At 38.4% G+C, this 16,574-nt stretch carries 10 protein-coding genes; 9 read left to right on the top strand and 1 reads right to left on the bottom strand.

Going from position 1 to position 16,574, the window contains the following annotated elements; all coding sequences use genetic code 11:
- Positions 1-11: 11 nt before the first annotated feature.
- Complete coding sequence (locus NOS7524_RS17365) at positions 12-4,997, top strand: nSTAND1 domain-containing NTPase (RefSeq protein WP_015139798.1); 4,986 nt, start codon at positions 12-14, stop codon at positions 4,995-4,997.
- 37 nt (positions 4,998-5,034) lie between these two features.
- Here NOS7524_RS17365 and NOS7524_RS17360 read toward each other — a convergent pair whose 3' ends face one another.
- A complete protein-coding gene (locus NOS7524_RS17360; protein ID WP_015139797.1) occupies positions 5,035-5,397 on the bottom strand; it encodes a hypothetical protein in 363 nt (120 codons plus the stop codon).
- Positions 5,398-5,787: 390 nt separating this feature from the next.
- On the opposite strand from NOS7524_RS17360, the gene NOS7524_RS17355 reads away from it, so the two are divergent.
- The 8 genes from NOS7524_RS17355 to NOS7524_RS17320 all read left to right on the top strand — a co-directional run bounded on the left by NOS7524_RS17355 (position 5,788) and on the right by NOS7524_RS17320 (position 16,537).
- Positions 5,788-6,621, top strand: coding sequence for a photosystem II manganese-stabilizing polypeptide (locus NOS7524_RS17355; RefSeq protein WP_015139796.1), 834 nt, complete (start codon positions 5,788-5,790; stop codon positions 6,619-6,621).
- A gap of 753 nt (positions 6,622-7,374) precedes the next feature.
- A complete protein-coding gene (locus NOS7524_RS17350; RefSeq protein ID WP_015139795.1) occupies positions 7,375-8,151 on the top strand; it encodes an RNA polymerase sigma factor SigF in 777 nt (258 codons plus the stop codon).
- Positions 8,152-8,310: 159 nt separating this feature from the next.
- On the top strand, positions 8,311-9,159 hold the full coding sequence (locus NOS7524_RS17345) for a hypothetical protein (protein ID WP_015139794.1): 849 nt from the start codon (positions 8,311-8,313) through the stop codon (positions 9,157-9,159).
- Positions 9,160-9,161: 2 nt separating this feature from the next.
- Entirely contained in the window at positions 9,162-9,407 is a 246-nt protein-coding gene (locus NOS7524_RS17340) for a hypothetical protein (RefSeq protein ID WP_015139793.1), read from the top strand.
- Between the two features lie 338 nt (positions 9,408-9,745).
- Entirely contained in the window at positions 9,746-10,891 is a 1,146-nt protein-coding gene (locus NOS7524_RS17335; RefSeq protein WP_015139792.1) for a hypothetical protein, read from the top strand.
- Positions 10,892-10,907: 16 nt separating this feature from the next.
- Positions 10,908-14,165 carry a tubulin-like doman-containing protein gene (locus NOS7524_RS17330; RefSeq protein ID WP_015139791.1) on the top strand — a complete coding sequence of 1,086 codons (3,258 nt, stop codon included), beginning with the start codon at positions 10,908-10,910 and terminating at the stop codon, positions 14,163-14,165.
- A gap of 64 nt (positions 14,166-14,229) precedes the next feature.
- Positions 14,230-15,843, top strand: coding sequence for a hypothetical protein (locus NOS7524_RS17325; protein ID WP_015139790.1), 1,614 nt, complete (start codon positions 14,230-14,232; stop codon positions 15,841-15,843).
- Positions 15,844-15,877: 34 nt separating this feature from the next.
- The gene (locus NOS7524_RS17320; RefSeq protein WP_015139789.1) at positions 15,878-16,537 is read left to right on the top strand and encodes a flagellar motor protein; all 660 of its coding nucleotides are present in this window, start codon (positions 15,878-15,880) and stop codon (positions 16,535-16,537) included.
- Positions 16,538-16,574: the final 37 nt, after the last annotated feature.

Here is a 16,574-nt window from a genome sequence, read left to right as displayed (position 1 = left end):
ATTGTGTTTTTATGACTCAATGCCAATTAACAACAGCGATCGCCAATAATAATCAACAATCTTTACAAAGATTGATTCGGTCTATCAATCTTTCTCAAAACCAATTTGCTCTCATTTTAATTCGTTGTAACTATAGTCATTTACGAGAGCGAATGCTAGATGAAGTACGCTCTCTCAGCAAAGATATCAATATTAGAGAAATTTTTCTGCAACCATCAACTAATGCCTTACATACAACAATTATTTCACAATTATTCTTAGATCATCCTTCTGTGGCTATGGATTCCTTACCATCAGCCGTCATGGTGTTTGGTCTAGAATCAGTTATTGCTCTTGATGATTTATTGATTGGTATTAACCAAGCCAGAGATATTTATGCAGCTAGTTTCCCATTCCCAGTAGTTTTATGGTTACAAGATGAAGTAGCATCATTACTTTCTAGGTTAGCACCAGATTTTAAAAGCTGGGCTGCAACCACTATCAAAATTGAAATGGACAAAGAAGATTTAATTGCCTTGATTCGACAAGAAACAAAATCTTTATTTGCGAAAGTTTTAGAAATAGGTGCTAACAAATTTATCTCTAATGCTGCTCTTGATCTCGATCCCAAATCTCAACAACGTCATGAAATTGAATCAGCTCGTAATGATTTGCTGCGTTTGTATGGTGTGCAATTAGAACCTGGTCTAGAAGCTAGCTTAGAATTTGTTTTGGGAAGAGATAAATATGCTAATGATCAAATTAATAGTGCCTTATCGCATTATCAAAAAAGCCTATCATTATGGCAGCAGGAAGCAAAAAAAATAATAGAATTAGGAACTGTTCAGCCTAATTATTCTCATGAGATTTGGCAATCTATCATCTTATTTCACATTGGTCTATGTTATCGCCGGATGGCAGATTTACATCGTGGTTCTAATCTAAGCTATTGGCAACATTCCTTACTGTGGTTTCAGCAATGTCTGGAGATATTAGAAAAGGCAGAAAGAGAGGATTTGGTTGCTAAATTTATTGTCTCTGCTTGTGAAATATTGCAACGTTTACAAGTCTGGGATAAATTAAAATATTTAAGCCAAAAGTCCTTACAATTACATAAAACTTATGGTGAATCAGCACAAATTGCTCAAGATTACGGTTTTTTAGCAGCTGTAGCCATTGCCGAATCGAATTGGATACTAGCTCATGAACTAGCTAATACAGCTCTTTTGATCGCAGAACAAGCAACAGATATACCTAGACATCAGGAAAGTTGGTATCTGTTATTACTGGCACGAACACAGTTGAATTTAGGAGAGCGAGAAGAAGCTATTAATAATTTAGAATGGGCAAAAGTAGTTTGTGAACTCCAATACGAACCTGCACTATATTTAGAAATTTTAGAAGAACTGCGATCGCTTTATTTTACAGCGCGTCATGACTATCTAGAAGCATTTAAACTGAAGCAAGAAAAAATTCAATTAGAACACCAGTATGGCTTTCGTGCTTTCATTGGTGCTAGTCAATTACAACCACAACGCTATAGAATTAACCCCGCAGTAGAACCACAACAAATTACATCTATTCCAGAAGAGATAGCCCAAGAAATAGCTGCATCAGGACGGCAACAAGATATCAATCGCTTAATAGAAAGAATTACCCGTGCTGATTATAAACTTACAGTAGTTCATGGGCCTTCAGGAGTTGGCAAAAGTTCCATTCTCAAAGCAGGTTTAGTACCAGCTTTAAGAGGAAAAGTGATCGGTGAACGGATTCCTGTACCCATAGTTTTATCAGTATATACTGATTGGGTGACAGCTTTAGGGCATTGCATTAATCAGGCATTAGCACAGACAGATATATCGAGTGCTACAGAATTTACGCCTATGATTCTTCTGGAAAAACTTCGATTAGCTGCTGAACGCAATTACATTATCATTCTGATTTTTGACCAATTTGAAGAATTCTTTTTTCTCAGTGGTTCTTGCCAAAGAATTAATTTTTATCATTTTTTGAGTGAATGCTTAAATATTCCCTATATCAAAACCATTATTTCATTGCGAGAGGATTATTTGCATTATCTATTAGAGTTTGAACGTTTAAGTCAAATTAGCCAAGATGATTTATATGATTTGGGAATAATTAATGAAAATATTTTAGATAAAGATATTCGTTATTATTTAGGTAATTTTTCGATTCAAGATACCCTAGGAATAATTCGTAGTTTCACTCAATATTCCCACTATAAAATGGGAGAAGAATTAATTAATACATTGGTACAAGATTTAGCAGGAGAACGGGGAGAAATTCATCCTATTGAATTACAAATAGTTGGGGCGCAACTACAAGCGGAAAACATTACTACATTAGAACAATACAAACTCTCTGGTGGTTCAGAAAAATTAGTAGAACGATGGCTGGAAGAGGTTATTCAAGATTGTGGTTCAGAAAACGAAGATTTAAGTTGGAAATTATTATTTGAATTAACTGATGAAAAAGGTACACGTCCGTTAAAAAATAAATCTGATTTTGTTGGCGCTATCAAAAAGCATCTGGATGTCACATCAGAGTTTGATGCGGTTTGGGAGTTAATTTTAGAGATTTTAGTTGGTTCAGGTTTAATATTACACTGGCGAGAAGCATCAGGTTCTCACTACCAGTTAGTACATGACTATTTAGTAGAACCAATTCGGCGAAGAAATAATTACGGGATAGTTGCCGAATTAGAGAAAGTGAGATGTGAAAAAAAGGAAGCTGAAGTAGCTCAAAAACTGTCTCAAGAGCAACTCAATTTAGTTTTACGGAAGCGATTGCGAGAAGCACGCATAGCAGGGGTATTACTGGCAATTATGGGGAGTACAGTTGCTTCCTTGTGGTGGCAGGCTGACTTGCAAAAAAGAGTAGCGCAAATGCAAACAGTACGGGCTGAACGCAGCGAAATTAATTTGCAAATCAGTGCGATCGCTGCATCTAGTGAAGCCCTATACACTTCTAATCAACAATTTGATGCCCTATTAGAAAGTTTGCGGGCTTGGAAAAAACTGAAACAAACACGCGAAATTCTCCCAGAAACCCAAATGCGAGTGGTGACAGCATTACAACAGGCAGTTTATGGAGTGGCAGAGTTAAATCGCTTGGAAAGTCACACTGATATTGTTTGGGGTGTGGCGTTTAGCCCTGACGGTAAGTTATTGGCATCAGCAAGCACCGACCAGACCGTCAAGATATGGCATCCTGATGGCACTTTAGTGCAAACTCTTCCAGGTCATAAAAGTGCTGTCACCAGCGTTAGTTTTAGCTCGGATGGTCAGAGTTTAGCTTCAGCCAGCCTCGACAAAACCGTACAACTATGGCGCAGGAACCCGACAACGGGTTTGTTTGACCAAAAACCATCTCTTCTCCTCACCACAGTCGGAGATTGGGTTTATAACGTTACTTTCAGTCCTGATGGAGAGTTAATAGCAACTGCCAGTAAAGATAAAACCATTAAACTCTGGCGACGAGACGGTAGCTTAGTCAAAACACTCAAGGGACATGAAGGAGCGGTGAATTGGGTCAGCTTCAGCCCTGATGGCCGATTTATGGCTTCAGCTGGTGAAGATAGAACGGTGAAAATTTGGCGACGAGATGGTAGTTTAGTCAACACTTTGCATGGACATAAGTTGGGTGTGACTGTAGTGACTTTCAGCCCAGATGGTAAGATGCTAGCCTCAGCTGGACGAGATAAGACCATCCAACTTTGGCAAGTAGATAGCACTAATCAAGATGTTCTGGAAGTCCAAGCTTATAAAACCCTCCAGCAGCACACCAGCACAGTATGGAGCCTCAATTTTAGCACGGATAGTCAAAAGTTAGCTTCTGCCAGCGATGACAATACCATCAACCTCTGGAGCCAAGCTGGCACATTCATCAAAACTTTCAAAGGACATAGTGATGCTGTTGTTAGCGTGGTGTTTAGTCCCGATAATAAAACCCTAGCATCAGGTAGCTATGACAAAAGTGTAAAAATCTGGAGTTTGGAAACTGCTGCTCTACCTGTGTTACGGGGTCATCAAGATCGGGTGTTGAGCGTAGCTTGGAGTCCTGATGGTCGGACGTTAGCTTCTGGGAGTCGCGATCGCACCGTGAAACTGTGGCGACGAGCTTCTAGTCACGGTAAGACCAAAACACACCTTGACAAAACTTTGGTGGGTCATACGGATGTTGTTAATACTGTGAGTATTGATCCCAAAGGGGAAATTTTAGCCTCTGGAAGTTACGACCGAACTATAAAACTGTGGAGTCTTGATGGTACTCTCTTGAAGACTCTTCAAGGACACAATGATGGTGTGATGAGTCTTGCTTTCAGCCCTGATGGTGATTTATTAGCATCAGCGAGTAGAGATCAGACAGTCAAACTGTGGAAGCGTGATGGTACTTTGCTCAAAACCTTAGTAGCACATCAGGAACGAGTCAACAGTGTGAGTTTCAGTCCTGATGGGCAGGTTTTAGCTTCTGCCAGTGATGACAAAACAGTTAAACTTTGGGGACGAGATGGAACTTTAATCAAAACTCTTGCCCCTCATGATAGCTGGGTATTAGGTGTGAGTTTTAGTCCCACTGGGCAATTGCTAGCTTCTGCGGGCTGGGACAATACAGTAAGATTATGGCGACGAGATGGAACTTTGTTACAAACCTTATTAAAAGGTTACAGTGATAGTGTCAATGGTGTAACTTTTAGTCCCAATGGTGAAATACTCGCCTCTGCTAATTGGGACAGCACAGTCAAGTTATGGAGTCGTGAGGGTAAATTGATTAAGACCCTCAACGGTCATCATTCCCCCGTATTAAGTGTCAGTTTTAGCCCTGATGGTCAAACCCTAGCATCAGCTAGTGATGACAACACGATCATTTTGTGGAATTTAGATATTGATGACTTACTATCTCGTAGTTGCATTTGGGTAAATAATTACCTGAAACATAACAGCAATTTAGAAGAGCGCGATCGCTCACTTTGTGATGATTTTCGCCACAGAATTTAGATCAGTTATTCCACTGTCAACTCATGTATTTAGATAGCTAAGTGAAGGAGCGATCGCCACTTAACATATCATCACTATTGTCCTGTGGGCTGTCTTCATCAATTGCTTCTAGTAAAAAATTCCTTAAAAACGCCTGTAGCCTCATGCGCTCAATATAAGGCCAACCACCCTCAGACTCAATATCTTTCAGTAGTGCGTAAAGGTGCTGACGATTATTAGGCAAACTCTCCTGAAAAGCACCATCTCGGATTTCCCGGTGTAGCTGCTCTAACTGGCGTAGCAATTGTAAAAGAGCCATAACATCTCCTTGATAGCCCTGGGCTACATCATGCACCACAGCAGCAATTTTGTGCAGTTTTTCGGGCAAATGTGCTGATTCGGAACCATTGTTTTTGTTCATGCAATCTACTCCGTGAAAATTATGTCTCCTCAAATTTACCGGAGATTGTGGGCTGTCAATTAGATGAGCAGTGACGCTTCCCACAGACTCAACGATAGCTAGATGAGATCAAAGCTACTGGGTTGAGATTTAGAGAGCTTTGATTTTGAGTTAAAAAAAATCGTATGATCTGGCTGATTTCCCTATAAAGCTATGGGCTGTATGTAGTAGTGACACATACATAATACAAAACGACTGGAGCGACGCTGCCAATGCCTACAGCACTGGCAAAACGCGAAGCACAACCAGTTTCGTGTTCATGAGAGTACGTACTTCTCTCTGGAAACAAATTTGTTCATTCACCAGCCCAAACCCTTTAGATATTAATAATTTTTGACATTGAGGTTGACCATGAGGTATCGCGCTTTAATTGTTGCATTCTTGGCTTTGTGTTTGGGGCTAATCACTGCTTGTAGTGATGCTCCCACCGCTAGCAGTAGAGATGTACTCACTTATGAACAAATCCGAGGCACTGGCTTGGCTAACAAATGCCCCCAACTGGCAGAAACAAGCCGTGGTTCAATTCCTCTGGATTCTAGCCAATCCTATGCCATTAAAGAACTCTGCTTGGAACCAACCAATTTCTTCGTTAAAGAAGAACCTGCAAATAAACGCCAAGCAGCAGAATTTGTGGCTGGCAAGTTGTTAACCAGATACACTTCTACCATTGACCAAGTTTCCGGTGATCTGAAGATTAACCCAGATAACAGCTTGACTTTTGTAGAAAATGATGGTTTGGATTTCCAAGCTATTACCGTGCAGCTACCTGGTGGTGAGCGAGTACCTTTCCTGTTCACCATTAAAGGCTTAGTTGCTCAAACACAACCTGGTTTAACCAGTGTGAATACTTCCACAGACTTTGAAGGCTCTTTTAAAGTACCTTCCTATCGTGGTGCTGCTTTCTTAGATCCGAAAGGTCGTGGTATTGTTAGCGGCTATGATAATGCTGTCGCTCTTCCAGCTCAGGCCGATGACGAAGAACTAACCCGTGCTAACGTTAAGCGCGCTGAAATTCTCAACGGCAAAATTTCTCTCCAAGTAGCTAAAGTGGATAGCTCTAGTGGTGAAATTGCTGGTACTTTCGAGAGCAATCAACCATCTGATACCGATTTAGGTGCAGATGAACCCAAAGAAGTCAAAATTCGCGGTCTATTTTACGCTAGGGTCGAACCCAACCGTGGCTAAATCTTCTGATTGCTGCCAGTGGTTAGCATTCAGGACAAAATTCTGTACCTAGCAACTTACGTCTTGAGAATTCACTCGTTTATCCCCTAGTTACTTGGGGGTAAATGGGTTTTTACTCCTTCGATCTAAGTGAAAATAGACTGATCTATAAAAAAGGGCTGTTAGCCCTTTTTTTATTAACTGAAATTACTCCTGATATTCCTAGTTACCAATTGAATGACCACTAAATATTTCAGCCAATCTAAAGAAGGTAAATTTTTTTTCATTTCTCAGTAATCATGATCTAGTCATAAGTTGTTCTGGCTACTCTTGAAGATTTACAAGAGACTGAAATAACTATGTTGATTTACGCCGAATCCACTGAGTAGATTTAAAGATTAGATGAATTGCTAGTAACTTTACTGAGAAATTATGTCCTACAACTTACCAAAATATAGTGAGGAGTCAAACTGATTATTCATAAACTAAGTTAGGTACAATCGCGGTTTTAAATTTCGCCAAAAATTTTATATTTTGGCTCTATGTAGTTTAATCAAAGCTGCATCAAACAACCACAATAAATTAGAATACAAAACCATTTTCGCTGATTTAAATTTTGCTCGATTGTCTGCCCCTGAGCATTTTGCTCATCAAAAATGTAACTTAACTATAAATTTGTCTGGGGCATATAGCATGATATTTGTTTTGATATCGCGCGATCGCAGCCTGGTTTAAAAGCGAGTAGTTGATTGTTTAGTCAATAAACCCGGTGCTATGCCTACCACAGCTACCAACGAACTAAAGTATGAAATTTGGCAGTTATTGCGAGAATATCAACAATCTCGCTCAGAAACTGTTCGCAATCAACTGGTACAACTTAATTTTGGACTGGTAAGAAAAGAAGCTCACTATTGGATGAATCAATGTCGTGAAAGTTATGATGACTTAGTTCAGGTTGGTTGTCTGGGTTTAATTCGGGCAATTGAAAGATTTGAAATTGCTAAAGGACACGCTTTCAGTTCTTTTGCTATTCCCTATATTCGGGGTGAAATTCAACACTATCTCCGAGATAAGGGTGTGACGGTACGAATTCCCAGACGCTATTTAGCCATACAACAACGGGCTATAGGGGTTTCCCGGTCTTTGCGCGAACAATATAATCGCCAACCCACAGACTCCGAATTAGCAGCTGCACTAGAAATTTCCCCAGACGAATGGCAGGATATCAAATTAGCATGGGTGAATCGTTCGCCTCTCAGTCTGGATGTACCAGTACAAGAGGGCGAAGAAGGAGCGACAAGTCTGGGAGAATTAGTTCCTGACAACCACTACCGTAGTTTTCAGTTGGCACAAGAAGACCAAATTCGTCTGCAACAAGCACTGTTTCAGCTAGAACAACGCACCCGTGAGGTTTTGGAGTGTGTATTTTTGCAGGATCTAACCCAAAAGCAAGTAGCAGAACACTTGGGGATTAGTGTAGTTACAGTTTCCCGAAGAGTTAAAAAAGGGCTGGACTTGTTGAAACATCTGATGTGTGTGGCGGATGATTAAGTTTTGATTAAGTCCACAGCATTTATGCTGAAATATTAGTGCTAAAGACAACCCTTGAATTTTAGAAAATTAGGTTATAAAGGTAACAACGCTTTGCCTTAAACATAGGTATTGTGAATTTCCACCAATCAATTTTCCTATAGCTTTTGAGAACAGCTAATGGGCAGAAAAACCAAAATTATAGTTGCAGCTATTGTTACTGTAGCGATCGCTGGATGCGCTGCGGAAGATACTCAACAAGTTGTAAATCCTGTTTCTACAGCAGCACCTGTTGCTAAAACCCCTCCACCAGCAGCTCAATCTTTTAATAACCCTGTGGTGTCTGGTAACAAAGACACAAAACGCACCACAGCTAGTCCTAACTTGATTCAGCTTACCAATGCCACAGAACGGGCAGTTATGGTTTCCAAAGGGCGGAATGACCCATTTGCTCAAATTGTGGGGCAAACAGTCCCGGAAATGCAGCAAAATGCACCTGCTAGACAAGTTCCATCTTTGCCGCCTCTACCAGTGGCTACCAAACCACAGGTGTCGAATGTCAATGCCAACACCAATAAAAATACTGTCAACCCAAACAAGGTAACACAGGTAGCAAAACCACCTAAATTAACTGCTGTCTTACCTAAAGTGTTGCCGCAAGTTGTCCCTCATCCCACTTTAGTTTCCGTACTACCACCGCCAGTCCAACCTGATTTAGCCAAGGCTGTTGTAGTCACTGGTGTCGTGATTGTAGGCAAAGAACCCCAAGCAATTATCAAAATACCAAACGAAACCACTAGCCGTTATGTACAAGCAGGACAACGACTGGCAAATGGTCTTTTGATTAAAAGAATTGAAATGAATGAAGGTTCCAATCCGATTGTAATTCTGGAACAATACGGTATTGAGGTCGCCAGAATGGTAGGGGAAGCAGATGTCGGTTCCACACCGTCAACTACAAATCCTCCTAGCACTCCGGTTTCGGTAACAACACCACCCTCAAGTACCGTCTTGCTGGGAGCTTTATAAGGATGGATACTCAAGAAAAAATCGCATTTGCTGGTTTACCTTTGGCAGTATATCGAGAGATCGTTGCTCATTTGCGTCAAGTTGAGGGGGTTGCAGTGGAGTTAATACCCCAATCTTCTCAACATTTTGATTACGATCAAAGTCAAATAGAAGGCTTGTGTATTTCTTGGAGCGGCAAACCCAACTCCGAGAGTCGGCAACGCGTTCAGGAAATTTTGGCTTACTATCAAAAACGCTATGGTTGCTGAAGACTGAAGTTAACTCAAACTGAGGCTGAGTTAGTTTGAACACCATATTATTTTTACCCCAGCAGATCCCATTAAAGATGAATGTTGGGGAAATTTAATATGTAGGTAGAATTTTTAAGTTTACATTTCTTTAGAGGAAACACTGCATCACTCAGTTATAATAGCTACATATCTCGGCATATATTGCAGGGTAAAGTCACTATGTATTAACTTAACTTACATTAATATTTTAAACATTATTATTTCTGGTTAACACAAACCAGTATCGATTATATAAATTAAAATATTTTAAGTATATATGCGGATTAAATCCTGTTAATCAATAGGCTGCGTTACTTGTGACAATTACACGAATTGTTCCTGGACAACCGCTTACATCTTTACAAAAAACTGGTTTAGAATTGGTTGCGGTTTTGGGTGGCGGAAGAGATGTTGTCTTAGCGATAGATATGACGGAAAGCGTGGGGTTAAATGATGAAGGTCGTATCCGCTTACGTCAGATAGTAGAAGATAGCCTTAAACCTGGAGATTTAGCCTACATTGTACCTTTTGCGAGGAATGTAATTTTAAATGAGATTACATCAGATAATAATCCATTAGGAACACCGATTTACTTTAACAGTAAAAGCAAAGAAAGTATTGATAAAATCTTAGTAAGAATACCTTTGGTTTCTGACCCTAATCGCTATGGCACAGATATTCAAAGAGCAGAATTAAATATTTATCAAAGTATTGCTCAAATTAATCAAGTACGCCTGCGAAAGCAACAACCAATTAAGGCGCAGTCAGTTGTTTGGATTAGTGATGCACCTTTATTTACCCAACCAGGAATTACTTCTCAAGTTTGGGTAGAAACACCTGCTGATAGTGCTTTTCGCATAGTGCGATCTCCAGAAAGTAAAAAACGAGAAGCCTGGTTAAGAGCTTTACCATTGCAAGCGCGATCGCAGTCTATTACAACTCAAAATAACAAACAATATAAACTTACTGTTGTAGATATTGCCCCTACTGTACAGGAATTTTGTACACCAGCGCCAGGTGGAGAAAAAACTTGTTTAGTTAATCATTATTTAACTAAACAATTATGGCTACCAGGATTAATTTTACTGTTAATATTAATGACTTTCGGAGGAATTACCTGGAAATTTTATCGCTTACAGAAAAAATGGCAATTAATGATAGATTTTGAAGCAACAGCCAAACCAGAAGATCAAAAATGCCGACTACCTAATCAAAAACGTATTGCTATTGGTGAATATGATGCTACTTGTGTAGATTCTATTGATTGTCCTGGTGTAGAAGTCAGAGCATATTTGGAGCGTAAAGGTGAGAAGCTTTACTTAGTACCAACTAATTCTGCCCCTATTTACTATCAAGATAGAGAAATTACCTCACGTACTCTAATATCTAGTTCTTTCTTTCGTTTAAACTGTCCCGATATTCGTAAGCGCGACTACGAGATCATCATTAAAGTGAAAAAATAGCCAAAAAGGTGCATCTATGAGCCAAGCAACTGTAAATGACCTGCAATATCGAGGAATTAACCGCACAATTTGTATTGGTTTAGGTGGTACTGGCAGAGATGTTTTGATGCGAATTAGACGGTTAATTGTTGACCGCTATGGAGATTTAAGTAATCTGCCAATTGTGAGTTTTGTTCATATCGATACTGATAAAGCTGCAACACAAGTAGCTGGTATTCGTACAGGTAGTACCTATCATGGTGTTGACCTCAGTTTTCGAGAAGCAGAAAAAGTTAGTGCCACTATGTCCTCCAAAGAAGTAACGATGTTTGTGGAAGGACTAGAAAGACGTTCAGAATATACTCGCTATGGCCCCTATGACCATATTTCCAGATGGTTTCCTCCGCAATTATTACGAAATATTAAAGCAGTTGAAGAAGGTGCAAAAGGAATTAGACCGGTAGGTAGACTGGCTTTTTTTCATAACTATCAAAAGATAAAAACAGCAATTGAAACCGCAGAAAGACTGACTAGAGGACATGATTCTCTATTACTCAGAAAAGGGATGCGAGTTGAACCAGGTTTAAATATTTTTGTGATTGGTTCTTTGTGTGGTGGTACAGGAAGCGGGATGTTTTTGGATGTTGCTTATAGTCTCAGACATCTTTATGGTGAACAAGGCTCTCAAATTGCCAGCTATTTAGTAATTAGTCCAGAATTATATGGCAATACTCCTAATATGAGTGCCAATACTTATGCGGCTCTCAAAGAATTAGATTACTACAGTAACCCCAGTACAATATTTGAAGTTTGTTATGACATCCAAAATTTAGTATTTATTCAAGAGAAACGTCCACCATTTGACTATAGTTATTTAGTTTCTCATCAGACAGGAGGAGAATATCAAATTCTTGACCAAGGTAAATTATGTAATGTAATTGCTCACAAGATTGCCCTAGATTTTTCTGGGGAATTATCTCCTATTATTAAAGGATATAGAGATAATTTTTTACAACACATGATTCAGTGGGATAAACATCCACGTCCTAATAGTCAGCGATATCTAACATTTGGCTTGGCAGCTATTTATTTTCCTCGTGATACTATTGTGGAAATTGCTTTAACCCGTGTGAGTTTATCGCTAGTCAGATTTTGGTTAAATGGCAAAGGTCAAAGTCCAGATCCTCTGAAACTGCTGGAGCAATTTTTAATTCAGTATCGTTGGCATAATGACTTAGCAAGAAAAAATGGATTAATTACTAAAATTGCTGAGTCAGTAGAAGATGCTAATAAAAATTTTAGTAATACTATTAGTAGCTGGAAAAATAAATTAGAACGTGCAGTTACTGAGTGTCAAAACAAAGATGATCGGAATAGCATTCGTCAACAATTACCAAGAGAATTTCGAGAGCAATTTCGTAAGGTGCAACCAGGAGAAAGCGAAAATATTAGAGGTATTTGGCTAACAAAGCTACTACAATCCTGTCCTAACATTATTAAAGAATTGAAGACTAACATTGATGATTATTTGAGCCAATTACTGAATCCTAGTGAATCTATTTTTTCTATTAGAAGCAGCCGGGACTGGCTGGATGCTCTGCAACATGAACTTAATAACTATCAGCGAGATTTACAAGAATCAATTACGGATTTTGGCGGGATGAAACGCTTAGAGGATATTGATAAAAAATGGCGTGATGCTGACCAAATAATTGCAGATGTTGAGAATAAATTTAGTGTTCCTTTAATCAATACTAAAAATAACCAAGCACAGGCAGAATCTAAAAGAGTCGTGCAAGAAGTGTGCAGACTTATTAAACATAACTTTGATTTGACTGTGCTTCAGGAAGCTCTAAAAATTGTGAATGAGCTACAAAAATACGTTCAGGAAAGAGGTAATCAAGTTACGGCTTTCAGCAGACTGATTGAAGATTTACAAACTGTCTATGAGAAGCAAGATGGTGATTTAAGACAATTGAACTTTGATGAAATGAGCGGTGAAGCAATATTTGATAGTGAAGATATTGATCGCTGTTACCAAACTATGTTACCAGAAGATGATTTTCGTAGACAGCTAGTGTTAGCGAGTTCTGAAATTACAGAACCTGCTGGTAGGGGAAAATCTTTAGTAAGTTTTATCGATAGAGAAAGAGCTACTCTCGAACAACTACAAACAGAAATTGATCTCAATGTTGATAGTTTATTTGCTTCTCGTGTGATTAATATTGTTAACTCTGTTATTAAGCGTTTCATGCAAAAGTATCCTTTAGCAGCGCGTTCAACTCGTTTAGCACAAGTGTTGCAAGAAGCTGAACCACTACTGAGGCTGAATTTAAGTGATCCTTATTTCCGGGAAGATCCCGCTAAAAGCAGTAAGTTGATTGGTTTCAAGGATACTGATGAATTAGAAGTACGACAGTTTAAAACTTTATTGGCTCAAGATTTGGGAATTGAACCAAGTATTTTAAAAGCGACACAAGCTAACGACGAAATTTTAATTGTTAATGAGTATGCTGGGTTTCCTCTCAGATTAATTAGTAGTCTGGAGAAAATGAGAAACCCGTATATACGCGAACAAAATGCTGCTACATCTTTTTTACATAACGAGCATCATAGGGCATTTCCAGATATTATCCCACCGGATGCGATCGCACTAGAAAAACTGGAAGATGCTTTCTATCCTTGTTTAGCATTTGAATTGCTAAAAGAAAACCAGCAAAATCAGCAATTAGAGTTTCAATATTATGATTCCTTGCGAGATAGTTACAACACGGCTGCGTTGAGTCCAGAGTGGAATCAAGCTTTGGAAGAACTAGCTAACCGTCGTGACATGACTGAAGCTTTAAAACAGCTTTTAGAACAGGAAATTTCTGTAATCGCTGAACAACCTGAACTCTGGGAAAATAAATATTTACCAAAACTACGGCGATTTGTGCAAGCAGTGGATGAATTACCAGAAGATAGTCCCAATTATCCCTATAAAGTTGCTGTCGTGGGAACTCTTGTCAACACAGATCCTACAGCCAAAGAAGGAATTATTAATCGCTTTCGTAAAAAGATGAATGAGCGATTTAGAACATCTCAAAACCGCTCTCTAACCGTAAGTAGTGAAACATCAAATCAACAAGTAATTACTGGAGAAATAGTTGTTGATGTACCTGTTGATACTAATGATAATAGAGCCAGACGACGCTTAGAATTAGAGCAGTTAAAACAAGATTTGGCTGAAGGTTTTATTACTGAGAGTGAATATGAGCGAGAAAAACAAAGAATATTTATTCAATATCCACTTTAAATTTTTTTGTGAATTGTCATCAGCCAATCTATCTTAAATATCTCTGCACATACTAATTACTTTCATGCCATCAATACTACATTATTTAATTTTTTTCACTTTTGTACTTGTTGTTATCCCAGCTATCGGGACGATGATTCTCCGTTTAGCTCTCTATCGATATCTGTTATCTCTAGAAAAGAGTGTCAGACGGTTAATTGATGGAGAATCACCTGGAGAACAGCCAAGAATATTAGAGAAATTACAACGCAGATTTAAGCAGGCCAGTAAAGACTTAGACCAAGTGAATACAGCAGCATTAATAGACCACATTTATAGTCGCGAAAAAGTTTGGTTATTAACCTGTGAACAAATTGATTATTTTTGTCGAATCCTCCCTAATTTGCTGTTAGCGTTTGGTTTACTTGGAACTTTTATAGGTATCACCATAAACTTAACAGCACTTAGTGAAACAATCAATCAAACAAATGCCAGTAACGTTAGTGATTTAGTTGCTCAATTACAAAAACCACTAGCAGGTATGAGTATTGCTTTTACAACCAGTTTAATTGGGCTGTTATTTAGTGCTGCTTTAACAGTATTTAATTGGTTCAAAAATACTGGCTTGCTTAAATATAGATTGATAAGTTCTCTAGAAGATTACTTAGATAACGTTTATCAACCTGAAGTACAGGGTGATACTCGTCTCGACAAAATCGTGAAGAAAATGGTAACTCAGCAGGATGAGTTTTTAACTAGATTTGGTTCTACAGTCCGGGATGCAGTTGAACAATCTATAGGAAAAGTAGCTCAACAAATTGCTGAAGGGAATCAAGAAACAATTAAGTTAGCTCGACAAGTTTATGAGAGTTTTTATCATGCGGCAGGTACTATTTCAAGTGCTGCTAATGAATTTGAGCATACAATTGCTGAACTGAATGCAAAATCTCAAATATTTAAACAATCTGCGGAAATCTTTGAAAGAAGTCAATTTCCTCAACAGTTGTCAACCGCTACGGCAGATTTGAGTAGTACACAATCGCAATTTTCCCAATCAGCTGCAAGTTTGGCTGCTACAGTGGCATCTTTCTCTACACTATTGCAGGAAGTGCAGTCTTGTAATCAAGAATTAATTAAATTAGGGGTGGATATTAAAAATCTGACGCAAACTTCTGTGCAAGTATTCGATCTAAATCAATCTAATCAAAGCAATCTAGAAAACATTATCCCCCAAATGAAACAAGGGGCGAATAGTTTTTCGAGGGCAATTAAGAAGCTGGATAAATTAGAACAAAAAATTGTAGATAAAGCTGATAGCTTGAATACAGTGGAAATGAGCTTACAGGAACTCATAAATTCTGTCAATCAATATGCAGAAAGGGTAAATTCAGGTTTATTTAATGTATCAGACCAACTAGATGGTAATAGTAAAAATTTGCAGAATGTCAGCAGTAATATTGAAGTTTTGACAAATCAGATCAGCCTCAAACTAGAAACATTAGTTATAGAAATGCAGTTAATACATAAAGGCAATACTAACTTAATTAAAGAATACCATATGGTCGGTGAAAGCTTAAAAGAAGGTATGAATAAATTAACAGATAAAAATGGTCAAGATTTTAATTTGAGCAGACAAGAAAGAACTATTTTAGATATTAAGGATGATGAAGCTTTTTTGCAAGCATTCCCCACAGAGTAAATTATCTTTTGTAGATCATCAAAACACATGAATTATGGCTCGTCATTTAAGGAAGATAGAAAATCATGAAGAATTAAATATTTGGACGGCATTTACAGATTTAATGTCTAATGCTTTTTTGATATTGATTTTGTTTTTATTGCTGACTATTGTGACATCATCAATATCACAACAAATATTTCAACAAAATACTAATAATGATACCCCACCAATTATCGAAATCAAAGATGAAGGAGCTTATCGCTTTAGTTCAGGTAGTGCAAACATTCCTCCACCAATGTTGAATTATATCGTGAGGAGAATCGTCCCAGAAATAGAAAAAACAACAAAACAATACAAAATTAATGTTGTCGAAATCATTGGTCATACCGATGGTCAACCAAATGGTCAAGTTGTTAGTAACCTAGACCTGAATTTAGAAAAAGTAGTTAGTGGTAAACTACCAATTACTAATCTGCAAGCTGGCTCTAACGCTGATTTAGGATTAATGCGTGCTTTAGCAGTAGTCAAGGTACTACGCGATTTTCAAACTCAACAGGGAAGACTGCGGGGACTGAAGTTTCGCGCTTACTCTGCGGCTCAGTTGATTTTACCAAGTGGAGAATTGGCAGCGATCGCTCGTCAAGATGATGTGGCACGGCGGCGGATGGAAATTCGCTTCACACGCCTAGGTGAAGTACGACAAGTAAAGTAAGCAACTGGTTCATAACTTGATATTATGATTGAGCCAT

The organism is Nostoc sp. PCC 7524 (assembly GCF_000316645.1).
Taxonomy (GTDB): Bacteria; Cyanobacteriota; Cyanobacteriia; order Cyanobacteriales; family Nostocaceae; genus Trichormus.
The sequence above is the reverse complement of the archived record's forward strand: the minus strand, read 5'-3'. Positions and strand labels throughout refer to the sequence as shown.